The sequence below is a fragment of the Cryobacterium sp. AP23 genome, assembly GCF_054075385.1.
On the sequence record NZ_CM133415.1, the window covers coordinates 2,564,386 to 2,585,413 of the forward strand.

The window sequence follows — 21,028 nt, forward strand, 5'->3', positions numbered from 1 at the left end:
GCTCGCGTAACGTGACGGCATGCCCCGACTCGTGATTGTGCTCCCGGTGACGCCGCTCCGGGACGGTGATGGCTTCACGGTGGCCGAGTGGCCGCTGCACGTCACGGTGTTGCCGCCGTTCCTCACGGATGCCCCGGCCGCCGAGATCGCGACGGCCATGGCCGCGGTCGCCCGCACCCGGCCGCCCGTGACCGTGGTCGCGGGAGACGACGAGCTGTTCGGGCGCCGACACGACATCCCCGTCACCCTGATCGACCCCGCCGAGGACCTCACCGGGCTGCACCAAGCCCTCGTCGCCGCCATCCGCCCGTTCGCCGCCGAGCCGGACGAGCCCGCCTTCACCGGCCCGGGTTTTCGCGCCCACGTCACCCACAAGCCGCCCGCCCGCCTGCACCCCGGCGACATCCTCACCCTCACCCAGCTCGCCCTGGTGGACATGCTCCCCCGCGCCCACGCCGCCGGGCGCACGGTCCTGGCTACCACTCCCCTCCTCCACCCGTGACAACTGTTCCCCCTGCGGACAATTGCACCCGGTGTGCCGGGCGCAATTGTCCGCTTCGGGAACAGTTGGGGCGGGGCGGGGCCGCATAACATGGGGCATGCCCGTCGTCGAGTCCCGCTGCATCGTTCCCGTGAGCGTGGAGACCGCATTCGCGGTGTCGCAGACGACGGGTGACATCCGGATGCGCTGGGATCCGTTCATCCGGCGGCAATACTTCCTCGGTGGCGCACCGGCGCCCGCCAAGGGTGTGCGCACCTACACGGTGCAACGCCTGGGCTTCCGGATGGAAAGCGAATACGTGTCGTACAACCCGCCGTCGAACGTCGGCATGAAGATGACGAAGGGTTCGTGGTTCTTCGAACGCCTCGCCGGCGGGTGGAGATTCAGCGCCGCGGCCGGTGCGGATGCGGGCACGGATGCGGGCACGCTGGCCGTCTGGCGCTACAACTTCGCCTGCAAACCGCGCTGGCTGGCCCCCATCGCCGAACGCGTCGGCGCCGTCATCCTGCAACGCGACATCGACCGGCGCATTGGCGGTTTCGCCCGGGGCTGCACAGATCCCGTAGTCCTCGCCAGCGTCGCCGCGGCTCAGCTCCCCGAACCGTGAGCTGAACCCCGAGAACGGCACGTTTTCGGGGCCCGGGTCACGGGTCGAGGGACGGTAACTTGGGGAGATGGAGATTCGGGAAGCCCGGGACGGGGACTGGGCGCAGATCTGGCCGTTCCTGCGGGATGTTGTGGCGGCCGGCGAGACCTATTGCTGGCCGCGGGACACCTCCGAGGCCGACGCCCGGCAGTGGTGGATGGGCAAGGCCGGCGGGCGCGTGTTCGTGGCGGATGACGACGGCCGGGTGCTCGGCACCGCTGAGCTGCACCCCAACCAGCCGGCGGCCGGCGGCCATGTCGCCAACGCCGGCTTCATGGTGGCCTCCAGCGCCGCCGGGCGCGGCATCGGCCGTGCCCTGGCCGGGCACGTGCTGGAGCAGGCCGCGAACGCGGGCTTCCGGGCCATGCAGTTCAACGCCGTCGTGGAGACCAACCACAACGCGGTGAGCCTGTGGAAGTCGCTCGGCTTCACCGTCCTCGCCACGGTTCCCGGCTCGTTCCGGCACCCGGTGCACGGCTTCGTGGGCCTGCACGTGATGCACCGCTTCCTCGAGGAGCCCCGGCCCGAATGAGCCCGGCGGCGATGCGGCGCGAACTCGCCCGCATCCGACGCCCATTGTTCACCGCACAGCCTTAGTGTTGCCTCATGACCGAGACACTCGACGGCAACGGCGCCGCCCACGCCCCAGCGGCCCCTGCTCCCACTCGCGCCGCCGTCATCGCCTGGAGCCTGTGGGACTGGGGCTCGGCCGCGTTCAACGCCGTGGTCACCACCTTCGTCTTCGCCGTCTACCTCACCGGTGAATCGTTCGGCGACGAAGACGTCATCGCCGCGCAACTGGGCTGGGCGCTCGCCATCGCCGGGTTCCTCATCGCCGTGCTCGCCCCGGTCACCGGCGCCCGCTCGGACTCGTCCGGCCGGCGCAAGTTCTGGCTCGGCGCGAACACCTTCATCGTTGTCGGGCTCACCCTCGGCATGTTCTTCGTGCAGCCCTCCCCCGAGTACCTGCTGCTCGGGCTGGTGCTGCTGGCCGCCGGCAACGTGTTCTTCGAGCTCGCCGGGGTGAGTTACAACGCCATGCTCGCCCAGGTGTCGACGCCGCGCACTATCGGCAAGGTCAGCGGCTTCGGCTGGGGCATGGGCTACATCGGCGGCATCGTGCTGCTGCTGATCGTGTACTTCGGCTTCATCAGTCCCGAGGTGGGGCTGTTCGGCGTCACCGGCGAGGACGGCCTGGACGTGCGGGTGACCATGCTCGTGGCGGGCGCCTGGTTCGCCCTGTTCGCGTTACCGGTCCTGCTGCGGGTGCCCGAGTACCGGGCCCCGGATGCCGCGAGCCGGCCCCGGGTCGGCTTCCTGCAGTCCTATGTTGAGCTCGGCCGTGACGTGGCCAGGCTGTGGCGCACCAGCCGGCAGACCGTGTACTTCCTCGTGGCGAGCGCCATCTTCCGGGACGGCCTGGCGGGGGTGTTCACCTTCGGCGGTGTGCTCGCCGCCTCAGCGTTCGGCTTCTCCGCCGGCGAGGTGATCATCTTCGCGATCGCCGCGAACGTCGTCGCCGGCATCGCCACCATCAGCGTGGGCGTGCTCGACGACCGGCTCGGCGCGAAACCGGTGATCGTCACCGCATTGATCGGCCTGATCGTCAGCGGCAGCCTGGTCTTCCTGCTGCACGACGGCGGCCAGATCGTGTTCTGGACCGCGGGCCTGGCGCTGTGCCTGTTCGTGGGCCCCGCCCAGTCGGCCAGCCGCACGTTCCTGGCCCGGCTGATCCCGGCCGGGCGGGAGGGCGAGGTGTTCGGAATGTACGCCACCACCGGCCGGGCCGCGAGTTTCCTGGCGCCCACCGCATTCGCGCTCATGGTGACGATCTTCGGCGAGACCTATTGGGGAATCCTGGGCATCATGCTGGTGCTGCTGGTCGGGCTGTTGCTGCTGCTGCCGGTGAAGGCTCGGCAAAATCAGCCCGGCTGACCCTGGCGCGGGTCAGGTGCGCGCGATGCGCCGGACGGCGACGGTGACACTCGCCGCATCGGCCGGCACCCGGTCCAGCGCGCGGTGGATGGTGAGCCCCTCGATGAGGGCGTCGAGAAGCCGGGCGGTGAGCGGGTCGAAGTGTTGCTCGAGCACGGCGCGGGTGCGTCCCATCCACTGTTCGGTGATGGCGCGGAAGGCGGGCTCCCGCGCGGCCAGGGTGTACAGCTCGTGGGTGAGGACCAAATCGTCGGGTTCGGCGTAGATGTCGTCGGTGACATTCGCGGCGACAGCCTCGAGGGCGTCGTCCAGGTCCCGGATGCCCGCCATCCGCCGGTCGAACCGGTCGGCCACGCGGTCGGCGAACCGCGTGAACGCCTCCCGGAGGAGTTCGTCCATGCCCGTGAAATGGTAGGTCATCGAGCCCAGCGGCACGTCAGCGGCCGCCGCGACCTTGCGATGCGAGGTGCCGGCGACGCCGTCCGCCGCGATCACGTCGAGCGCCGCGTCGATGATCCGGCTGCGCCGGTCCGGGTCCACCCGCCGAACCACGATGGGCGTGCCTTCGCCTCGGGGATTCATGCCGGTCTCAGATCGACCGGATGACGCGGGCCGGGTTGCCGACGGCAACCACATTCGCCGGGATGTCGCGGGTGACGACCGCGCCGGCGCCGATGACGCTGTTCTCCCCGATCGTGACCCCAGGGCAGACGATGACACCGCCGCCGAGCCAGACGTTGTCGCCGATCGTGATCGGCTGTGCCGCCTCGAGCTTGTCGCGCCGGGGCTGCGGCTCGATCGGGTGCGTGGGCGTGAGCAGCTGCACGTTCGGACCGATCTGGCAGTCCGCACCGATCCTGATCGGGGCGACGTCGAGCGCGACGAGGTTGTAGTTGGCGAAGGTGCGCGCGCCGAGGTGGATGTTCTCGCCGTAGTCGACGAAGAACGGCGGCTTGATGAAGGCATCGTCGCCGAGGCTGCCGAGGAGTTCCTCCAGCAGCGGGCGGGCCGTGGGCTCGCCGGCCAAAACGGCCCGGTGGTAGTCGTCGGCGAGCCGGGCCCCGCGCTGGGCCAGCCGCTCGTTCTCGGGATCATCGGCGATGTAGAGATCGCCGGCGAGCATTCGTTCGCGGTTGCTGCGGGAATCGTTCGCGAAATAGTCCGTCATGTGTACGAGTGTACCCATTGGAGGTACGTTCGTACACTGATGAGCGGGCGGGTCTCGGGCACGCCGGGCGGCCGCGCATCCACCAGACTGGGAGACGGACGTTGCATTCGGCGGCGCCGACACGGTAGGAAAGGTGGCGGAATGATCGAGTTGCGCACTCCGGCGGAAATCGATGAGATGCAGGCTGCCGGTGCGTTCGTCGCCGAGACCCTCACGGCGCTCCGGGCCCGCGCCACGGTCGGCACGAATTTGCTCGAGCTGGATGCCTACGCTCACGAGCTGATCCGGGCCCGCGGCGCCGAGTCCTGCTACCTCGACTACGCCCCCTCGTTCGGCAGCGGACCGTTCGGCTACGTGCTCTGCACTTCGGTGAACGACGCGGTGCTGCACGGCAAGCCGCACGACTACACGATTGCCGACGGCGACCTCGTAAGCCTGGACTTCGCGGCCTCCGTCGACGGCTGGGTGGCCGACTCGGCGGTCAGCCTGGTTGCCGGCGCCGCTCGCGCCGAGGACCTCGCCCTGATCAAGCTCACCGAAGACGCCCTCGCGGGCGGTATCACCGCCGCCGTGATCGGCAACAAGATCGGCGACATCTCGCACGCCATCGGCAGCCTGGCCGAGGCGGCGGGCCTGCGCGTCAACCTCGACTTCGGCGGCCACGGGGTGGGCCGCACCATGCACGGCGACCCGCACGTGGCCAACGCCGGCCGGCCGCACCGCGGCTACCCGCTGCGGGCCGGCCTGGTGATCGCGATCGAACCCTGGTTCCTCCGCGGCACCGACAAGCTCAAGACCGACCGCGACGGCTGGACCCTGCGGAGCGCCGACGGCAGCCGCGGCGCCCACTCCGAGCACACCATCGCTATCACCGACGACGGCCCGATCGTGCTCACCCGGCCCCGGCCCGCAGCGTAGGGCCGCTGCCGGCTAACCCAGCGGCGTGGTGGCCAGCACGGCCGCCCAGAGCACCGGAGCCCGGCGCCGTGTCGCTCAGCCCTCCGTCCGGGGCAGGAGGTCGGTGACGGCGAGCGCCCAGTCCACGGCCTCGCCGCTCTCGCCGGTCACCTGGAAGGTGACCCCGTCGGCCGTCGTGGTGACGTCCATTCCGGTCGACTCGCCGGCGCAACCGCCGGAGAGGGTCGCGGCGTCATCACCCGCGACGGCGAGCGTGACGGTGGTCTCGGAGTCGCCGCGGCAGGCGAAGTACACCGAGTAGCCTCCCGGCGGCAGCGTGGCCAGCTGAACGGTGAAGGCCCCGGGCGTTCCGGCCTCGAAGTGCCCGTTCTGCGCCAGGATGAAGCCGTCGGAGCCTCCGGTCGGAACGACGCCGGCGGCCCAGGCGGCCGTCTCGACCGGGTCCGTGCCCGTTTCCGGCGTGGGTGTTGCCGTGGTGCTTGCGGATGCGCTGGGCGCGAGGCTCGGCGTCGGTGCGGCGCTGCCGGTGGCCTCCGGTTGACCGGCCGCGCAGGCGGCCAGTCCGGCCAGGAGGGCGGTTCCCCCCAGGATGTTCAGGACGGTTCGATAGGTGTTCCGTGTGTTCCCCATCGATTCAGTCAACAACAGCACGCGCCGGCAAAGATAGGGCCGGCCGGACCCGGGCGTGTCGAATCCGGCCCGATCGGCGCGCAAAAAGTCAGTATTCGATGTCGTCGGCACCGAGCCAGGGCACCACCGTGCCCTGCTCGAGAAACATGCCGGGGTCCACCTCGTGGGTCTCAAGCACGACGCTCACTCCCGGGGAGACCAGCACGATCACGCGTCCCTCGCCGGCAACGGGGATGTCAACCATGCCGCCGCCGGAGCGCACCGCGGCGGTGAGGCGGGCGGAGAACTCGGCCAGGTCGGTTGTCGTACGCAAACGGAAGTGGCGGTCAGCGATGCTGAGAGAAATTGCCTGCACTGTTCTTTCCACAACCACGTGCCTCCCTCAACCGCATCTCGGGCTCAGGGTCAGATCCTTCAACTGCAAGCCGTCGACTGCTTACAGGGTGTCACCGCCCACGATTGCCGGATACGCCCATAACGGGTCGGTTTAGGGTGGTGCGATGATCTTCCTTCCCGGCTTCGTCCCGGCGCCGCGCGCGTTCTTCGCCCGAGATTCGCTGGTCGTGGGTCCCGAGCTGCTCGGCGCGGTGTTGGCCCGCACGGATGCCGACGGCACCGTGGCCATCCGCCTCACCGAGGTGGAGGCGTACGGCGGCGAGCGTGACCCCGGGGCGCACGCGTACCGCGGCAGGACCGCCCGCACCGCCAGCATGTTCGGCGAGCCCGGGCACATCTACTGCTACTTCACCTACGGCATGCACCACGCGATCAACCTGGTGACCGGGCGGGCCGGCCAACCGTACGGCTGCCTGGTGCGGGCCGGCGAGGTGATCCTGGGCGCCGACCTCGCCCGCGCCCGCCGTTCCGCCAAGCCGCGGATCAGCCCGCTGCCGGACTGGCAGCTCGCCCGCGGGCCCGCCTGCGTGGCCCAGTGCCTGGACGCCACCCGCCGGGATGACGGCGACGACCTGTTCGGCGGGCAGTGGAGCGTCTGGCTGCCGGAGGACCACCGCGTGCTCTCGCACCAGACCGGCCCCCGGGTGGGCCTGAGCGGACCCAGCGGCGACGGGGCCGCATTCCCGTGGCGGTACTGGCTGCCCGGCGAACCGTCGGTCTCGGCCTACAAACCGGCCGCCCGCCGAACCTGAACGCTTTCTGGCACTCCCCTGAGTAACACGTCATTGTCTGAAACCCACCGGCACAAGCCGCAACGGGACGGGCAGACTGATTCCATGACCAACACACTGATCCAGAAGGCCGAACTCCTCAACACGCTGCACGTGCCCGGCACGCCGCTCATCGTCACGAACGTGTGGGACGCCATCACAGCGAAGATCGTCTCAGAGGCCCCCGGCGTGAAGGCCTTGGCCAGCGCCTCGCACTCGGTCTCCAACGTCCGCGGCATCCAGGACGGCGAGGGCCTCAGCGTCGACGAGGCCATCATCGCCGCCCGCATCATCACCGGCGCCACCGACCTGCCGGTCTCGATCGACTTCGAGAAGGGCTATGCGGCGGATGCCGCTGGCGTGGCCGTGAACGTCCGTCGCCTCATCGAGGAGGCCGGCGCGGCCGGCATCAACCTGGAGGACTCCATCGGCGCCCCGAAGGCGCCGCAGTTCGACATCAAGACCGCCGCCGCCCGGGTGGCCGCTGCCCGCGAAGGCGCCGAGGCGGCCGGGGTGCCGCTGGTGATCAACGCCCGCGTCGACACCCTCGCCGGCGGCGGCGACTGGGCCGAAGCGGTTGAGCGCGCCAACGCCTACCTCGACGCCGGCGCGGACGTGATCTTCTTCCTCGGGCTCGGCGATGAGGACAAGGTGAAGCGCGCCCTCGACGAGGTCAACGGCCGCATCTCGGTGATCGGCGCGCCCGGCCTGGTGCCGCTGCCGCGCCTGGCCGAACTCGGCATCTCCCGGGTCAGCTTCGGCCCCGGCACCCTGGGCCTGGCCCTCGCCGCACTGCAGCGCGCGGCGACGACGCTCACCGCGCTCGGCGACTACCCCGAGGACCTCGGCTTCCCCTTCGAGCTCTAACCCCCAGCAGTGGGCATAACTCCTGCAGAATTCCTCTGCCGCGCCCTGGAGCCGCATGATTCCGGGGGCACCACCCCGCGGTCCGGGAAATTGCAGGAGTTATGCCCGTCGAGGCCGGCTACGGGTTACGAAGCACCCGGTTGAGCAGGGCAGCGACGACCAGGGGCGCCGTGCTGGCGCCCAGGCCCGACAGCGGCCCGACGACGCCCTCGATCCGGGTGATGCGGTGGTGCAGGGTCTGGCGTTGCACCCCGAGCGCCCGGGCCGCCGCGGTCTTGCTGCCCCAGTTGTCGATCAGGGCCGCGAGGGTCGCGAGCAGGTCCGGGTCGAGCGCGTTCAGCGCCCCGAGCTGTTCCTCGACGAAGGCGTCCAGCACCGGCTGGGCGTCACGCGCCCTGAGCGTCTCGAGCAGCCGGGGAACGGCGAGTTCCCGCGCATCCGCGACCAGCCCGCCGGCCGGGGAATCGGCCACGGCCACGGCGCCTCGGGCGGCAGCGACCTCCCGCACCAGGCCGGACCGCCCGGAGCTGCCGGGTCCGATGCCCACGATCGCCGGCAGGCCCTCCGCCACCAGCTCCTCCAGCCGGGCGCGCACGGCGGCGCGCATCCTCTCCAGGTCGAGGCGATCGTCGCACCAGAGCAACACGATGAAATCGGTGCCGACCAGCTGGCTCAGCTGGCCCGGCGCCTGGCCGTCGAGCGCCTGGCGCACCGCCCGCAACGACTGGATGTCCCCGGACAGGTCGGCGACGATGCCCACGAACGCACCGTCGGCGGGCACTCCCAGCGTGTCCGCGATCTCCGGCAGTCGCTCCGGCTCCGCATCCGCCGGCGCGCCCGCGCTCAACATCGCGAAGAACTGGCCGATCAGCCGCTCGTCGCTCGTCGGCGGACGCAGCTGCAGCAACGCGATCGCCAGGAGCTCCGGCGCCCGCTCCAGCGCCGCGTTGATCAGGTAGATGTCGGCCTCTTCCCGGGGGCGCAGGGTGAGGTGTGCCACCACGGTGCCGCCGAAGCTGACCGGAGCGGAGAAGGAAAGCGGCAACACCGGCCCGCCGGGACCGGCAGCACGGCCGATCTCCTCCCCGGAGAGCGACATCAGCACCACCTCGGCGTGGGTCTGCGCGCTGAGCACGGCGAGCATGGCGGGGATCTCGGTGAGCTCCCGCACCGTATCCGAGAGCGCAATGGACATACTGTCCGCCAGCCGCAGTCGCACCAGCGAGCTGTCGGCGAGCTGGGTGTTGATGCTCTCGCAGATCTGCACGAACGGGATGCGCCGGTGCAGGGCGATCAGCGGCAGCCCGAGTTCGGTGGCGCACTCCACCATCACCGCCGGGATCGCCGGCATCCGGCCGGTCAGCTCGATCGCCAGCGCGGCCACCCCAGCCTCGCTCAGGGAGCGTAAATACGCGGTTCGGTCGGCATCGGTGGCGGTGTCGGCGGCCAGGTTGACCGCCTCCATCAGCACCAGTTCACCGCCGCGGAGCAGCGGTGCGATGTCGCGCTGCTCACTCGCGTGCACCCACCGCAGCGGCGAATCGAGGTGCGCGAAGCCCGCGACCACGGCCGGATCGGCCGCGAAGAAGTAGGCATCCTCGAAAATCTGCCGAACCGTCATGACCATACGTTTTGTCCAATCTGCGTCACGACGAATTTACACAAAACCGCAGGCGCAGGAAATACGGCACTCGCAAACTGAATTCCGAGCTCGCACCGAGCCCCCACATTCCCACCCCTCATGAGGAGAAGCCATGACCGCCGCCTCGAGTTCAGGCCAGCACGACGTCGAAGACCGTCTCCAACCGATTCCGGATGAGCAGCGCACCGCCCGGATGTCGGGCCAGTTCTGGATCTGGGCCGGCGCGAACATCGCCCCGATCAACTGGGTGCTCGGCGCCCTCGGCATCCAGATGGGCCTGGGCCTGTGGGACACCATGACCGTGCTGATCGCCGGAAACGTCGTGGGCATGGCGATCTTCGGCCTGTTCGTGCTCCTCGGCCAGCGCACCGGCGTGACCGGGCTGCTGCTGAGCCGCGCCGTGTTCGGCCGCCGCGGCAACTACGTGCCGGCCGCCATCCAGGCGGTCGTCGTGATCGGCTGGTGCGCGGTGAACACCTGGATCGTGCTCGACCTGGTGATCGCCCTCTTCGGCCAGCTCGGCTGGCTCAACCCCGATGACCCGAACTACGGCTGGAAGATCGGCGTCGCCGCCCTGATCATGGCCGTGCAGGTGGCCATCGCCCTCGCCGGTTACAAGGCCATCGCCGCGTTCGAACGCTGGACCGTGCCGCCCACCCTCGTCGTGCTCGCGCTGATGTCGGTCTTCGCCTGGTTCTTCATCGACATCGACTGGAACTACGCCGGACCGGCCGGCGTCAGCCTCACCGGCACCGAGCGCATCGTGGCGATGTCCATCGTGATGACCGCCATCGGCATCGGCTGGGGCATTACCTGGCTGGCCTACGCCGGCGACTACTCCCGGTTCATCGGCCCCACCCAGCCCAAGCGCAAGCTCTTCCTGGCCAGCGCCCTCGGCCAGTTCATCCCGGTCATCTGGCTCGGACTGCTCGGCGCCACCCTGGCCACCACCAACGGCAGCGTCGACCCCGGCGAGTTGATCGTCAGCAACTTCGGCGCCCTGGCCATCCCAGTTCTGCTGCTCGTGCTGCACGGCCCCATCGCCACCAATGTGCTCAACATCTACTCGTTCAGCCTGGCCGTACAGGCGCTCGACGTACAGGTGAACCGGCGGGTGCTCAACGTCGTGATGGGCATCCTCGCCTTCATCGCCTGCATCGTGTTCATCTTCCAGGACGACGTCGCCGCCGTGCTCGACGCCTGGCTGATCGGCATCGTCGCCTGGGTCGCACCCTGGGCCGGCGTCATGATGGTGCACTACTTCGTCTTCGACCGCCGTTCCACCGACTTCGGCTTCGTGTTCGACCCGATCGGCGGCAAGCGGATGGCCGACATCGGCGGCCGCGCCCTCGTCTCCTTCCTGATCGGCATGATCTTCACCTGGCTGTTCCTGAGCAGCTCCGTCGCGGTGCTGCAGGGCCCGGTGTCCGCACTGCTGGGCGGCATCGACCTGTCCTGGCTGGCCGGCGGCCTCAGCGCCGCCCTCAGCTACTACCTGCTCGCCCGCACCAGCCACAAGGCCTGGCTCACCCGGCAGCGGGCCGTGGCCGCCCCGGCGCCGGTCGTCACCCGGGCGAACGTGCCCGCCTGACCCTCCCCACCCTCCCCACGCGTCACCACACCTCACGTCGAAAGCTGTCATGTCCTACCTCATCAAGAACGCCACCGTCATCACCATGGATCCCGTCTCGGGCAGCGACCCGGTGCGCCGCGACATCAGGATCGTCGACGACGTGATCGAGAGCATCGCCCCCACCCTCGAGGCCACCGCCGGCGACACCGTGATCAACGGCACCGACAAGCTCGTCATCCCCGGGCTCGTCAACGCGCACACCCATTCCTGGGAGGCGCTGTACAAGGGCCGCTACGACAACCTGCCGCTCGAGCTGTGGATGGCGATGTGCTATCCGATCCTCGGCAACAGCCGGGTGGAACCCGATCTGATCGCGCTCCGCAGCAAGCTCTTCGCGATCGAGTCTCTGAAGTCGGGGGTGACGGCGCTGGTCGACGACGTGCTGGAGAACCCGGACCAGGACTTCGAGCAGCTGACCGCGGTCTTCGACGCCTACGACCAGGTGGGGGTGCGGGCGAACATCTCCGGCCACATCATCAGCAAGCCGTTCACCGACACTCTGCCGTTCATGGACGAGTACCTGCCGCCGGCGGTCGCGGCCGAGGTACGCACCCTCACCGTGCCCACCGCGGCCGAGTACCTGGCGCTCAGCCGCCGGGCGTTCGAAACCCTCGACGGCCGCGGCAACGGCCGGCTGCGCTACATGGTGGCACCGTCGGCGCCGCAGCGCTGTGGCGAGGATGTGCTGGTGGGGGCGACCGAACTGGCGCTGGAGTTCGACGCGGAGTTCCACATCCACGTGCTGGAGACCAAAACCCAGCTCGTGACCGGCAGCGAGAAGTACGGCCAGTCGCTGGTGAAGTACCTGTCGGGCATCGGCGCGCTGGTGCGCAACACCACCTTCGCGCACGGCATCTGGCTGACCCCGGAGGACATCGAGATGGTGGCGGATGCCGGTGCCTCCGTCTCGCACAACCCGATCTCGAACATGAAGCTCGGCTCCGGCATCGCGCCGTGGCGGGAGCTGCTGAACGCCGGCGTGAACCTCGGGCTCGGCACCGACGGCTGCTCGAGCAGCGACTCCCCGCGGATGCTCGACGTGATCAAGGCCACCGCCCTGCTGCACAAGGTGACGGAGCCCGATTTCACCGCCTGGCCCACGGTGGGCGAGGTGCTGCACGCGGCGACGCTCGGTGGCGCCCGGAGCGCCGTGCGGGAGGCCACGATCGGGTCGCTGGAGGCCGGTAAGCAGGCCGACCTGGTGATTTTCGACCTGGAGACCCTGGCGTTCACGCCCCGGCAGAAGCTGGACGTGCAGCTCGTCTACTCCGAGAACGGTTCGTCGATCGAGACCGTGATGGTGGCCGGCCGCATCGTGGTGGACCACGGCACGATCACCACGATCGACGAGGCGGCCGTGCGTGCCGAGCTCAGCGAGCGGCTGGTGGAGCTGCGGGCCTGGCAGGACCGCCTCGACGCCGCGAACAGTGTTTTCGCCGCGCCGTTCACCCAGATGTACCAGCGGGCGATGAGCACCCCGTCCGACATCCACCGGTTCAGCGGGCACACGCACGCCTGACCCGTGGCCGGCCGGTTCCCCTGCCCGGCCGGGGGTGACAGGATGTTGCTGTCCGAGCCCGCACCACGAGCCGCGAGGCCCGTGGTGCGGCATCCACCCCGTCGGTGGGACATCCGAAGATGACGACGTTTGGCATCGAGGAAGAGTTCTTCCTCGTCGATCCCCCTACCCTCCAGCCGGCCGGGCTGGCCGACGCGGTGCTGCACGACCTGCCGCCGGAATCGGCCGGGCGGGTGACCAGGGAGTTCCTGGTCTCCCAACTCGAGCGGGCCACAGCGGTCTTCTCCGACCTGGCCGAGGCCGCGGCCGACCTGGCCGCGTTCCGGGCCGGGGCCGCGGCGGCCGCCCGTCGGCGCGGCACGATGCTGGTGGGCACCGGCACCAGCTTCGACGCTCCGCCCGCGCCCACCCTCACGGATGCGGCCCGGTACCGCACGGTGGGGTCGGAGGTGCGCGGCATGCTGCGCGACCACCAGATCTGCGCCACCCAGGTGCATGTGGGTGTGCCCAGCCGGGAGGCCGGGGTGCATGCCCTGAACAGCGTGCGGGTGTGGTTGCCCACCCTGATGGCGCTCACCGGCAACTCGCCGTTCTGGCGCGGCCAGGACACCGGGTTCGCCTCCTGGCGGGCGGTGATCATGCGCCGCTGGGCCACCACCGGGTGCCCGCCGGTGTTCGCCGATGCGGCCGACTACGACCGGCGCCTGGCCCGGCTGGTGGGCGTGGCCGGCACCGTCGACACGGCCACGGTGGCCTGGTACGCCCGGCTGTCCGAGAAATATCCCACCCTCGAGGTGCGGGTGGCCGACGCCCAGCTCGACCTCGACTCCACCCTGCTGCTGGCGGCGCTGGCCCGCGCCCTGGTCGTGACCGGGCTCCTCGAGGCCGAACGGGGCACGCCGCCGCCCGAGCTGGAGCCCGAGCTGATGGATGCCGCGCTCTGGCACGCCTCGCGGGACGGCATCCGTGGTCGGCTCGTCGATCCCGGCACCCGGGACCTGGCCCCGGCGTGGGTGGTGACCGACAAGCTGCTCCGCCATGTCGGCGACGCGCTGGATGAGGCCGGCGACCGGCCCCGGGTGGTGGAGTTGCTCGACCGCCTCTGGCAGGACGGCACGGGCGCCGAAACCCAGCAGCGCGCGTTCCAGGCCGGCGGGATCCCCGGCCTGCGCGGCGTGTACGAGAGCGCCTTCGCCTAGCCCCGGTCGGTGTGGGCCCTTATCCGGCGTTGAGCACCTCGGCGACGAACCCGGCCGAGCGGATGCGGAGCATCTCGATGCGCTCGGTGCGGGCGGCGGCCACGTCGAAGCCGATGTAGGCCATGGACGGGAGCTTCCGCACGTTGACCGAGCACTGGAACTCGTCGCAGACCCAGGTGCCGATGGTGTTGCCGTTACGTCCGGCCGCGCCGGCCCGTTGGGCGCTGTACAGCACCACCTCGTTGGGCAGCTTCACGTCCCGGCACCACGAGCACTGGGCACGACGCTGCGGGGAGGCATCCGACTGCCGCAGCACGACGCCCACCGGTTCGCCGTCGACGGTCACGACCACGTAGGACCGGCGCTTCATCTTGGGGTCGGTCCACCCGAGGTAGTCCAGTTCCGCCCAGTCGATCTCGGCGAACCCGGCCGGCAGCGTGATGTCGGCCACGACCTTGCGGGAGGCGTTCACGAACGAACTCCGGATGGTGGCGTCGGTGAGGGGAAGCATGTGGTGTCTCAATCGGTGGGGGTCGGATGCGGGTGGGCGGCGGCAGCAGGCCAGTTGCGGAGCGACGTGTCGACGGCGTCGAGCACCCGGTGCCAGCTCGTGGCGGCGGGTGGGGTGGAGTGGTCGAACCCGCCGCCCGCCTCCAACGCCACGAAGCCGTTGACGGCGCTGCCGAGCAGGCGCACGGCGTGCACCTCGTCGTCGGGGCTGAGGCCGTAGCCGGCCATGATGGCCCGCGCGGCCCGGGCGATCCGGCCGCCGGCGCCGGCCGCGGCGGCCTCCGGTGCGACCCGGCGCTGCGCCGCCTGCCACCGCCCCGGGTGGGCGCGGGCGTAGTCGCGGTGGGTGTCGGCGAAGACGAACAGGGCGTCCCGGCCGGACTTGCCGGGCAGCGCCTCGGCGAGGCGGTCGGCGAGTTCTCCCAGCGCGAGCGCCGCTGTCGCATCGAGCAGGGCGTCCAGTCCGGTGACGTGCGAGTAGACGCTCGCCGGCCGCACGTCGAAGCGCCGGGCGAGGGCGGAGACCGTCACCGCGGCCAGCCCGGCCTCGTCGGCGAGGGCGGCGGCGGCGGCGACCAGCCGTGCTTCGGTCAGTCCGGGTCGCTTCATGAATGTTCCTACCTGCTGTAGTTAATAAACTACAGCCTATAGGTAATTCGGGTGGAGCAGGGTCAGTCGATCAGTGCCCGCAACCGGGTGCGGGTGGCGCGCAGCACGTCGGGCAGCCGGCGGCCGTCGCCGGCGTCGAGCCAGTCGGTGAGCGCGGCGTCGAAGAGCATCACGCCGAAGGGAGCGACCAGAGCCGCCTCGGACGCGTCGACCCCGTCGGCGATGAGGGCGTGTTCAATGGCCTCGGCGAGCCGCGACGACTTGAGCAGCTCCCGCTCGCGGAGATGCTCGTCGGAGCGGATCACAGCCCGGCGCAGGATCATGCCGTCGCGCCAGCCGTCGAAGTTCTCGCCCGTCACGGTCTCCAGGCCGTGCATGACCAGGTCCATCGGCGTGAGCGAGGGCGGTGCGGCAGCGACCAGCGCGGCAACAACGGCAGGAAACTCCCGGTCACGCAGGAAGAGCACCTCACGCTTGTCGGTGAAGTGCCGGAAGAAGGTGCGTGTGGTCAGGCCGGCCCGTGCCGTGATCTGCGGCACGGTCGTGGCGGCGTACCCCTGCTCCGCGAAGAGTTCGAGGGCGGCGCTTTCCAGCCGCAGCGCTGCATCCGGTGCCCATCGACTCATGAGCCCACAGTACCCAGTCAATTTGGTGGCTGATGACACGAACTGTCGTTATAGTGATGACACAACGTGTCGTCACCGGGCGGCCGCAACTCCAACGGAGAATTCTCATGCCCACCAACACCGCGGCCTGGCTGGACGGCCGATACTCCGACCTCACCGTGCGCCCGGCGCCCTACACCCCACCGGGCGCGACCGACATCGTGATTCGCAACCGGGCGCTCGCGGTCAACCCGCTGGACACCATCAAGCAGTCCAGCGGTGATTTCATGTACCGCTGGTTGCCGTACCCGATGGTGCTCGGGGAGGATGTCGCCGGCGAGGTGGTCGAGGTCGGCAGCGCCGTCACCCGGTTCCGGGTGGGCGACCGGGTTGTGGCTTACGCGGTCGGGATGGAGAAGGGCCGCGACCACGCGGCCGAGGGTGGCTTCCAGCACTACACGGTGGCCCGAGCGCAACTGACGTCGCCCCTGCCGGCGACCATGGCCTTCGAGGAGGCGGTGGTGCTGCCGCTGGCGATCTCGACCGCCGCGACCGCGTTGTTCCAGCAGAACCACCTCGGCCTGCGGCACCCCACCATTACTGCCGTGCCCACCGGGCAGGCGGTGGTGGTGTGGGGTGGTGCCACGAGCGTGGGCAGCAACGCGATCCAACTTGCCGTGGCGGCGGGCTACGACGTGGTGACCACGGCCTCCCCGCACAACCACGAGCGGATGCGCGCACTCGGCGCCGGCCGCGTCTTCGACTATGCCAGCCCCACGGTCGTGGCCGACATCGTCGCCGCGTTGAATGGCGTGACCGTCGCGGGAGTGCTCGCCGTGGGTACCGGGTCCGCCGAACCGAGTGTGGCGATAGCGGCCGCGACCGGCGCGAAGCGGGTCGCCCTGGCGAGCCCGTCGGTCTCGTTCGCCACTCTGCGTGGGGTGAACCTCGCCTTCGTGCGCGCGATGTCGGTGCTCGTCGCCGGCAACGTCGCCCTGCAGGCGCGGTGCCTGGTGCACGGCATCAGGGCCCGGTTCGTGTGGGGCAGCTCGCTCATGACGAACGAGGTCGGTCCCATGCTCTGGGAAGACTTCCTGCCGGCCGCACTTGCCGAGGGTCGGTATCTGCCCACGCCGGCCGCCGAGGTGGTGGGGCGCGGCCTGGACCAGGTGCAGCCGGCCCTGGACGCCCTGCGCCGGGGCGTGTCGGCCCGCAAGATCGTGGTGAGCCTCTAGGCGAGCGGCCCGGCATCCGGCAGCAGGATGAATTCGGCCCGGCCGGAGGCGACCCCGTTCACCTGCACCTCGAGGGCGTGCGTGCCCGGGTGGTAGCGCCGGGTGGTGATGGCGCGGAACGAATGCGACCGGGCCAGGTCGACCTGTTCGCCCGGCGCCAGCGTCACGGTGGTGAGCTTGAAGGTCTTGCCGGTGAGGCTGCCGTTGGCCTTCTGGTGGTGCATCACGTAGTCAACGGCCAGCCGGGTCGGCTCGGGACCGGTGTTGCGGATGCTCACGGTGAAGCCGATCGTGCCGCCGAACGGCACCGCGGGTGCGTCCAGGTCGGGCCCGTGCACCTCCACCTCGGCGGGGTGGAAGCCGAGCTGCGCCAGTGCCAGCGGGTCGCCCTTCTTCACCAGGGTGCGCAGCGCGTGCCGCACGAGTTGGGCGGTGTTCGCGTCGGGCGCGGCCAACCAGGCGGCGGTGGTGCTGGTGACCAGTGCGGGCTGTTGCCGGCTGAGGTCGTTGAGGTGGTTGGCGACCGAGCGGCGCACCACCTCGTCGTCGTCGCGGTAGAGCGCGTGCAGCACCGGCAGGGTCGCGGTGGGCTCGGCCAGGATCGCCGGCACCCGGATGGCCCAGGGCAGGAACGGGCGGGTGCCCTCCGACGCCAGCCGGCGCACATCCGCATTGTCCGAAGCGGTCCAGCCGAGCACGATCGGCATCGCCCTGTCAAGGTCGTGGGCGAGCAGCAGCCGGATGGCGAACTCGGCGGTGAGCCGCGGAGTGAGTGCGGCGAGCATCCGCATGCCGTCGTCGAACGCGGCGTCGGTGCCGGCGTCGACGGCCTTCACGGCGATGGCCGTGGTGACCGGCCAGATCAGCCAGCCGCTGAACGGCAGCGTACCCGCCGCGGCGGCACGGATGGTGCCGGCGAAGGAGTCATAGTCGCCGGGCAGGTCGGCCAGCAGGGCGTCCCGCAGCAGGTCGCTGCGCTCCCGCAGTGAGAGCGGGCCGAGAGCCTCGGCGGCAGCGTGCAGGGCGCTGAGCGGGGCCTGCGGTGCGGCGGCCTGGATGGCCGCGGCGAGCGCGCGGGCCGTGGGGACTCCGATCAGTTCGTCGGCGAAGGGCATGGGACTCCTGATGAGGGTGACGCGTGCTGGTGATGGCGGTGGTGGTGGTCTCCAGCGTGGCACATCGCCTGACCGGTACGGGCTGACCGGTACTGGCTGACCGGTACTGGCAGAACCTGTTGGGCACCCGCGACCGTGGGTAGCGTCGACAGCAGAACCGCGCGGCGTCCACCGCCCGCGCCGCCTCCCCGACCCGACCCGAACGGAGCTCCCCGCATGAGCGACTGGACCGCAGACGAACTCACCCGCATCGGCACGGCCGAGGAACTCAAGGTCTCGTCCACCCGCACCGACGGCACCCTGCGGCCGTACGTCACCATCTGGGTGGTGCGCGCCGGCGACGACATCTACATCCGCTCCGCCTACGGCTCGAACAACCCGTGGTTCGTGCGGGCGACGAAGAGCGGCACCGGCCGCATCCGCGCCGGCGGGGTGGAGAAGGACGTCACCTTCGCCGCCGCCGCACCGGAGGCGCATGCGGCCATCGACGCCGCGTACCACGCCAAGTACGACCGGTACGGCGCCAACATCGTCGGCACGGTCACCGGCCCGGACGCCGAGGCGACGACGTTCCGGCTGCTTCCGCGCGCCGACTGACCGGTGCCCGATCGGCGCCCGGATCGCTAAAGGCGGAGTTTTTCGCGGCTCGCCGTGCTGCTGGGCTCCCCGGGCGGCGTGTCCCGAAGATCTCCGCCTTTACGTTCGGGCGTCGCGCGGCGGCCGGGCGCGATGACCAGCGCGATGGCGACCCCGCCGAGCAGCAGGCCCGCGAGGGTGACCGGCGTGAACGGCTCCCCGAAGAGGATGCTGCCGGCGACGGCGGTGGTCGGGGCCACCAGGTACAGCAGCGCGTTCAGGCTCGTGATGCCGAGGCGGCGCAGCAGGTACCAGTACAGCGCGTAGGCGATCAGGGCGGGGAACACCGCAGTCAGCACCGTCGAGACCCAGAAGTCGGCGCCGGCCGGCGGCACCAGGCTGCCGGTGACGGCGGCGAGCACGGCGACCGCCACCAGGGTGACCGCCGCGTGCGTGCTGAGCGTGGCGAAGACCCCGAGGCGAGCGGTGGTGCGGCGGTCCAGGAAGGTGGCGGTCACGAGGCTGGCCAGTGCGATCAGCGGAAGGGCGTAGGCCGGCGTCGGGGACATCGAGGTGGAGCCATCCGCCGCGACGATCAGGACCACCCCGATCGCGCCGAGGAGCAGCCCCAGCCACTGCAGCCCGCGCACCCGCAACCCGAGCAGCGGGCCGACCAGGGTCGCCACCACCAGGGGCTGGATGGCGTCGATGAGGGCGGTCGTTCCGGTGGACACCCCGGCACCCACGGCCAGGTAGACGGGGAGGATGTAGCCGAACTGCGCGAAGAGCCCGATGGTGAGGTGCGGGCGGATGTTCCGCCAGCGGGGCATCACGAGCTCCCGACGGCGCAGCCGCAGCACCAGGACCGCGATCAGCAGGAGCGCCGCGACCACGACGAATCGCCACAACAGCACGGTCAACGCGGGCGCGGTGTTGGTGGCGACCTTCGCGATGATGAAACCGGAGCTCCAGGTCAGCACGAAGGCGGCCGCCGCCCCGACCAGAATCAGGCGTTCGGGTATACCGATCTGTTTACTCATGTCGCCGAGTATACTGACCGGTATAGTCGGAGCATGACTTCCGCGAACCTGCCCGAGGCGTTGCCGCAGTACACGCCGGCCGCCGCGCGGCTCCTGGCGGCGGCGTCCGACCTGTTCTACCGGGACGGCATCCACGCCGTCGGCGTCGACACGATCGCCGCGGCGGCCGGGGTGACCAAGAAGACCCTTTACGACCAGTTCGGGTCGAAGGAGGCGCTGGCGGTGGCCTACCTTCGCGGACGCGACGCGCGCTGGCGGGACTTCCTCGCCAGCGAACTTGCTGGCGAACTGGCGGACGAACGTCCCGGCAGTGTCGACCGCATCCTGGCGGTGTTCGACGTCTCGGCCCGCTGGGCACTGTCGAACAGCGCCAAGGGTTGCAGCGCCATCAACGCCCGGGCCGAGACCAGCGACCCGGCGCATCCGATCGCCGCCGAGGCGACCCGGCAGAAAAAGTGGATGCGCGACGTGTTCGCGCAGCTCTGCCGCGACGCCGGCGTGGCCAATGCGGACCACGTGGCCGACATCCTGATGCTGCTCTACGAGGGCGCCCTGGTGACCACGGGCATGGGCACCTTCGCCGACCCGTTCGCGGCCGCGCGGGAGGCCGCGGCGGCGATTCTCTGATCGCACCGACTATCCTCGTTCTCAACTGAGCGTCCAGCTCGGCGGAACGGGTCACTCGCGGAAGGAACACCCGATGGAGCTGCTCTTCGTGCACGGCGCCCTGGTGAGAGACGCGCCCTGGTGGTGGCAGCCGACGGCCGATCTGCTCGCGGAGCGCACCGGCATCCTCAGCCGCGCCGTGACCCTGCCCTCCTGCGGCGAGACCACGCCAGAGGAGGTCGCCGGCGGTCTGGTCGCAGACGCGGCGGCGCTTCGCCGGGCACTGGATGAGGTGGACTCCGCGATCGTGGTCGGCCACTCCTACGGCGGCACCATCATCGCCGAGGCCGGCCCGCATCCCGCGGTCGCGCACCTGCTCTACGTGTCGTCTTACCTGCCCAATGTCGGTGAGTCGCAGGCCATGATCATGGGCGGCGAGAGCGATCCGGTGTCGATCGCCGCCAACGAGAACGGCACGCTGAGCCTGGCCGGCTACGACGCGACCACCTTCGGGGCCCGGTTCCTTCAGGATGCCGACGCGGCGACGCAACAGCAGGCGTGGGAGCGGGTCACGGCGCAGGCGGCCGGGGCGTTTATTACTCCGACGACCGTTGCCGGCTGGCAGGGAGTCGATTCGACCTACATCGTCTGCGGGCAGGACCGTAGTACGTCGGTCGAGCTGCAGAGATTCCATGCGGCCCGGGCGACCCGTTCCGTCGAGGTGCCCACCGGGCACCACCCGTTCATCACTCGTCCCGACCTCGTCGTCGACCAGGTCGAGGCCTTACTCGGCCGGTCCTGAGAACACGACCGGGCTCGACTTCTATCGGAGGCTGCCCGCGCCCTCAGCGGGCCCGGCGAGAGAGGCCTTGCCAGGGTCTCCCTCGCGCCGGGTCGCGGTTCTACG

The 21,028-nt window shown here is 70.4% G+C and carries 24 protein-coding genes; 14 read left to right on the forward strand and 10 right to left on the reverse strand.

Features of this window, described 5'->3' with window-relative positions; genetic code table 11:
* Positions 1-19: 19 nt before the first annotated feature.
* The 4 genes from ACU5E9_RS12085 (at position 20) to ACU5E9_RS12100 (ending at position 3,083) form a co-directional block, all read left to right on the forward strand.
* Positions 20-502 carry a 2'-5' RNA ligase family protein gene (locus ACU5E9_RS12085; protein ID WP_456810163.1) on the forward strand — a complete coding sequence of 161 codons (483 nt, stop codon included), beginning with the start codon at positions 20-22 and terminating at the stop codon, positions 500-502.
* A gap of 97 nt (positions 503-599) precedes the next feature.
* Complete coding sequence (locus ACU5E9_RS12090; RefSeq protein ID WP_456810164.1) at positions 600-1,109, forward strand: SRPBCC family protein; 510 nt, start codon at positions 600-602, stop codon at positions 1,107-1,109.
* A 67-nt stretch (positions 1,110-1,176) separates the two neighbouring features.
* The gene (locus ACU5E9_RS12095; RefSeq protein ID WP_456810165.1) at positions 1,177-1,680 is read left to right on the forward strand and encodes an N-acetyltransferase family protein; all 504 of its coding nucleotides are present in this window, start codon (positions 1,177-1,179) and stop codon (positions 1,678-1,680) included.
* Positions 1,681-1,754: 74 nt separating this feature from the next.
* The gene (locus ACU5E9_RS12100; protein ID WP_456810166.1) at positions 1,755-3,083 is read left to right on the forward strand and encodes an MFS transporter; all 1,329 of its coding nucleotides are present in this window, start codon (positions 1,755-1,757) and stop codon (positions 3,081-3,083) included.
* Positions 3,084-3,095: 12 nt separating this feature from the next.
* On the opposite strand, the gene ACU5E9_RS12105 is transcribed toward ACU5E9_RS12100, so the two are convergent.
* Both ACU5E9_RS12105 and ACU5E9_RS12110 read right to left on the reverse strand, forming a co-directional pair.
* Entirely contained in the window at positions 3,096-3,665 is a 570-nt protein-coding gene (locus tag ACU5E9_RS12105) for a TetR/AcrR family transcriptional regulator (RefSeq protein ID WP_456810167.1), read from the reverse strand.
* A gap of 7 nt (positions 3,666-3,672) precedes the next feature.
* A complete protein-coding gene (locus ACU5E9_RS12110; protein ID WP_456810168.1) occupies positions 3,673-4,251 on the reverse strand; it encodes a sugar O-acetyltransferase in 579 nt (192 codons plus the stop codon).
* A gap of 141 nt (positions 4,252-4,392) precedes the next feature.
* Here ACU5E9_RS12110 and map point away from each other — a divergent pair, with 141 nt between their 5' ends.
* Complete coding sequence (map, locus tag ACU5E9_RS12115) at positions 4,393-5,169, forward strand: type I methionyl aminopeptidase (RefSeq protein ID WP_456810169.1); 777 nt, start codon at positions 4,393-4,395, stop codon at positions 5,167-5,169.
* A 75-nt stretch (positions 5,170-5,244) separates the two neighbouring features.
* On the opposite strand, the gene ACU5E9_RS12120 is transcribed toward map, so the two are convergent.
* Both ACU5E9_RS12120 and ACU5E9_RS12125 read right to left on the reverse strand, forming a co-directional pair.
* On the reverse strand, positions 5,245-5,799 hold the full coding sequence (locus ACU5E9_RS12120; RefSeq protein WP_456810170.1) for a hypothetical protein: 555 nt from the start codon (positions 5,797-5,799) through the stop codon (positions 5,245-5,247).
* A gap of 88 nt (positions 5,800-5,887) precedes the next feature.
* The gene (locus ACU5E9_RS12125) at positions 5,888-6,112 is read right to left on the reverse strand and encodes a hypothetical protein (protein ID WP_456810171.1); all 225 of its coding nucleotides are present in this window, start codon (positions 6,110-6,112) and stop codon (positions 5,888-5,890) included.
* 187 nt (positions 6,113-6,299) lie between these two features.
* On the opposite strand from ACU5E9_RS12125, the gene ACU5E9_RS12130 reads away from it, so the two are divergent.
* Together ACU5E9_RS12130 and ACU5E9_RS12135 are read left to right on the forward strand one after the other, a co-directional pair.
* Entirely contained in the window at positions 6,300-6,947 is a 648-nt protein-coding gene (locus ACU5E9_RS12130; RefSeq protein ID WP_456810172.1) for a DNA-3-methyladenine glycosylase, read from the forward strand.
* A gap of 84 nt (positions 6,948-7,031) precedes the next feature.
* Positions 7,032-7,832: an isocitrate lyase/PEP mutase family protein gene (locus ACU5E9_RS12135; RefSeq protein WP_456810173.1), complete on the forward strand. Its 801-nt coding sequence runs from the start codon at positions 7,032-7,034 to the stop codon at positions 7,830-7,832.
* Between the two features lie 118 nt (positions 7,833-7,950).
* On the opposite strand, the gene ACU5E9_RS12140 is transcribed toward ACU5E9_RS12135, so the two are convergent.
* Positions 7,951-9,453, reverse strand: a complete 1,503-nt coding sequence (locus ACU5E9_RS12140; RefSeq protein ID WP_456810174.1) for a PucR family transcriptional regulator — start codon at positions 9,451-9,453, stop codon at positions 7,951-7,953.
* Between the two features lie 133 nt (positions 9,454-9,586).
* On the opposite strand from ACU5E9_RS12140, the gene ACU5E9_RS12145 reads away from it, so the two are divergent.
* From ACU5E9_RS12145 to ACU5E9_RS12155, 3 genes are all read left to right on the forward strand, one after another.
* Positions 9,587-11,065 (forward strand): purine-cytosine permease family protein, encoded by a 1,479-nt coding sequence (locus ACU5E9_RS12145; protein WP_456810175.1) that lies wholly within the window; start codon positions 9,587-9,589, stop codon positions 11,063-11,065.
* Positions 11,066-11,114: 49 nt separating this feature from the next.
* Positions 11,115-12,626 carry an amidohydrolase family protein gene (locus ACU5E9_RS12150; protein WP_456810176.1) on the forward strand — a complete coding sequence of 504 codons (1,512 nt, stop codon included), beginning with the start codon at positions 11,115-11,117 and terminating at the stop codon, positions 12,624-12,626.
* A 119-nt stretch (positions 12,627-12,745) separates the two neighbouring features.
* Complete coding sequence (locus tag ACU5E9_RS12155; protein ID WP_456810177.1) at positions 12,746-13,825, forward strand: carboxylate-amine ligase; 1,080 nt, start codon at positions 12,746-12,748, stop codon at positions 13,823-13,825.
* Between the two features lie 19 nt (positions 13,826-13,844).
* Here the strand turns inward: ACU5E9_RS12155 and ACU5E9_RS12160 are convergent, their stop codons facing one another.
* From ACU5E9_RS12160 to ACU5E9_RS12170, 3 genes are all read right to left on the reverse strand, one after another.
* Positions 13,845-14,336 (reverse strand): FBP domain-containing protein, encoded by a 492-nt coding sequence (locus ACU5E9_RS12160; protein ID WP_456810178.1) that lies wholly within the window; start codon positions 14,334-14,336, stop codon positions 13,845-13,847.
* A gap of 8 nt (positions 14,337-14,344) precedes the next feature.
* Positions 14,345-14,944: a TetR-like C-terminal domain-containing protein gene (locus tag ACU5E9_RS12165; RefSeq protein ID WP_456810179.1), complete on the reverse strand. Its 600-nt coding sequence runs from the start codon at positions 14,942-14,944 to the stop codon at positions 14,345-14,347.
* Between the two features lie 62 nt (positions 14,945-15,006).
* Complete coding sequence (locus ACU5E9_RS12170; protein WP_456810180.1) at positions 15,007-15,570, reverse strand: helix-turn-helix domain-containing protein; 564 nt, start codon at positions 15,568-15,570, stop codon at positions 15,007-15,009.
* 107 nt (positions 15,571-15,677) lie between these two features.
* Between ACU5E9_RS12170 and ACU5E9_RS12175 the strand changes: the two genes are divergently transcribed.
* Positions 15,678-16,784, forward strand: coding sequence for a zinc-binding alcohol dehydrogenase family protein (locus tag ACU5E9_RS12175; RefSeq protein ID WP_456810181.1), 1,107 nt, complete (start codon positions 15,678-15,680; stop codon positions 16,782-16,784).
* Here ACU5E9_RS12175 and ACU5E9_RS12180 read toward each other — a convergent pair.
* Entirely contained in the window at positions 16,781-17,899 is a 1,119-nt protein-coding gene (locus ACU5E9_RS12180) for a DNA alkylation repair protein (RefSeq protein ID WP_456810182.1), read from the reverse strand. The genes ACU5E9_RS12175 and ACU5E9_RS12180 overlap by 4 nt on opposite strands.
* A 216-nt stretch (positions 17,900-18,115) precedes the next feature.
* Between ACU5E9_RS12180 and ACU5E9_RS12185 the strand changes: the two genes are divergently transcribed.
* Positions 18,116-18,496, forward strand: coding sequence for a DUF2255 family protein (locus ACU5E9_RS12185; RefSeq protein ID WP_456810183.1), 381 nt, complete (start codon positions 18,116-18,118; stop codon positions 18,494-18,496).
* Between the two features lie 26 nt (positions 18,497-18,522).
* On the opposite strand, the gene ACU5E9_RS12190 is transcribed toward ACU5E9_RS12185, so the two are convergent.
* Positions 18,523-19,515 (reverse strand): DMT family transporter, encoded by a 993-nt coding sequence (locus ACU5E9_RS12190; protein ID WP_456810184.1) that lies wholly within the window; start codon positions 19,513-19,515, stop codon positions 18,523-18,525.
* Positions 19,516-19,548: 33 nt separating this feature from the next.
* On the opposite strand from ACU5E9_RS12190, the gene ACU5E9_RS12195 reads away from it, so the two are divergent.
* Together ACU5E9_RS12195 and ACU5E9_RS12200 are read left to right on the forward strand one after the other, a co-directional pair.
* Complete coding sequence (locus ACU5E9_RS12195) at positions 19,549-20,142, forward strand: TetR/AcrR family transcriptional regulator (protein ID WP_456810185.1); 594 nt, start codon at positions 19,549-19,551, stop codon at positions 20,140-20,142.
* Between the two features lie 73 nt (positions 20,143-20,215).
* Positions 20,216-20,923, forward strand: coding sequence for an alpha/beta hydrolase (locus ACU5E9_RS12200; protein WP_456810186.1), 708 nt, complete (start codon positions 20,216-20,218; stop codon positions 20,921-20,923).
* Positions 20,924-21,028: the final 105 nt, after the last annotated feature.

What these genes read in the sequence shown, in the direction of transcription:
- ACU5E9_RS12090 (WP_456810164.1), top strand. Translation starts at nt 600, where the DNA reads ATGCCCGTCGTCGAGTCCCGCTGCATCGTTCCCGTGAGCGTGGAGACC.
- ACU5E9_RS12120 (WP_456810170.1), bottom strand. Translation starts at nt 5,799, where the DNA reads ATGGGGAACACACGGAACACCTATCGAACCGTCCTGAACATCCTGGGG.
- ACU5E9_RS12165 (WP_456810179.1), bottom strand. Translation starts at nt 14,944, where the DNA reads ATGAAGCGACCCGGACTGACCGAAGCACGGCTGGTCGCCGCCGCCGCC.
- ACU5E9_RS12095 (WP_456810165.1), top strand. Translation starts at nt 1,177, where the DNA reads ATGGAGATTCGGGAAGCCCGGGACGGGGACTGGGCGCAGATCTGGCCG.
- ACU5E9_RS12200 (WP_456810186.1), top strand. Translation starts at nt 20,216, where the DNA reads ATGGAGCTGCTCTTCGTGCACGGCGCCCTGGTGAGAGACGCGCCCTGG.
- ACU5E9_RS12175 (WP_456810181.1), top strand. Translation starts at nt 15,678, where the DNA reads ATGCCCACCAACACCGCGGCCTGGCTGGACGGCCGATACTCCGACCTC.
- ACU5E9_RS12100 (WP_456810166.1), top strand. Translation starts at nt 1,755, where the DNA reads ATGACCGAGACACTCGACGGCAACGGCGCCGCCCACGCCCCAGCGGCC.
- ACU5E9_RS12105 (WP_456810167.1), bottom strand. Translation starts at nt 3,665, where the DNA reads ATGAATCCCCGAGGCGAAGGCACGCCCATCGTGGTTCGGCGGGTGGAC.
- ACU5E9_RS12110 (WP_456810168.1), bottom strand. Translation starts at nt 4,251, where the DNA reads ATGACGGACTATTTCGCGAACGATTCCCGCAGCAACCGCGAACGAATG.
- ACU5E9_RS12145 (WP_456810175.1), top strand. Translation starts at nt 9,587, where the DNA reads ATGACCGCCGCCTCGAGTTCAGGCCAGCACGACGTCGAAGACCGTCTC.
- ACU5E9_RS12155 (WP_456810177.1), top strand. Translation starts at nt 12,746, where the DNA reads ATGACGACGTTTGGCATCGAGGAAGAGTTCTTCCTCGTCGATCCCCCT.
- ACU5E9_RS12195 (WP_456810185.1), top strand. Translation starts at nt 19,549, where the DNA reads ATGACTTCCGCGAACCTGCCCGAGGCGTTGCCGCAGTACACGCCGGCC.
- ACU5E9_RS12135 (WP_456810173.1), top strand. Translation starts at nt 7,032, where the DNA reads ATGACCAACACACTGATCCAGAAGGCCGAACTCCTCAACACGCTGCAC.
- ACU5E9_RS12160 (WP_456810178.1), bottom strand. Translation starts at nt 14,336, where the DNA reads ATGCTTCCCCTCACCGACGCCACCATCCGGAGTTCGTTCGTGAACGCC.
- ACU5E9_RS12150 (WP_456810176.1), top strand. Translation starts at nt 11,115, where the DNA reads ATGTCCTACCTCATCAAGAACGCCACCGTCATCACCATGGATCCCGTC.
- ACU5E9_RS12180 (WP_456810182.1), bottom strand. Translation starts at nt 17,899, where the DNA reads ATGCCCTTCGCCGACGAACTGATCGGAGTCCCCACGGCCCGCGCGCTC.
- ACU5E9_RS12140 (WP_456810174.1), bottom strand. Translation starts at nt 9,453, where the DNA reads ATGACGGTTCGGCAGATTTTCGAGGATGCCTACTTCTTCGCGGCCGAT.
- map (WP_456810169.1), top strand. Translation starts at nt 4,393, where the DNA reads ATGATCGAGTTGCGCACTCCGGCGGAAATCGATGAGATGCAGGCTGCC.
- ACU5E9_RS12170 (WP_456810180.1), bottom strand. Translation starts at nt 15,570, where the DNA reads ATGAGTCGATGGGCACCGGATGCAGCGCTGCGGCTGGAAAGCGCCGCC.
- ACU5E9_RS12130 (WP_456810172.1), top strand. Translation starts at nt 6,300, where the DNA reads ATGATCTTCCTTCCCGGCTTCGTCCCGGCGCCGCGCGCGTTCTTCGCC.
- ACU5E9_RS12185 (WP_456810183.1), top strand. Translation starts at nt 18,116, where the DNA reads ATGAGCGACTGGACCGCAGACGAACTCACCCGCATCGGCACGGCCGAG.
- ACU5E9_RS12190 (WP_456810184.1), bottom strand. Translation starts at nt 19,515, where the DNA reads ATGAGTAAACAGATCGGTATACCCGAACGCCTGATTCTGGTCGGGGCG.
- ACU5E9_RS12085 (WP_456810163.1), top strand. Translation starts at nt 20, where the DNA reads ATGCCCCGACTCGTGATTGTGCTCCCGGTGACGCCGCTCCGGGACGGT.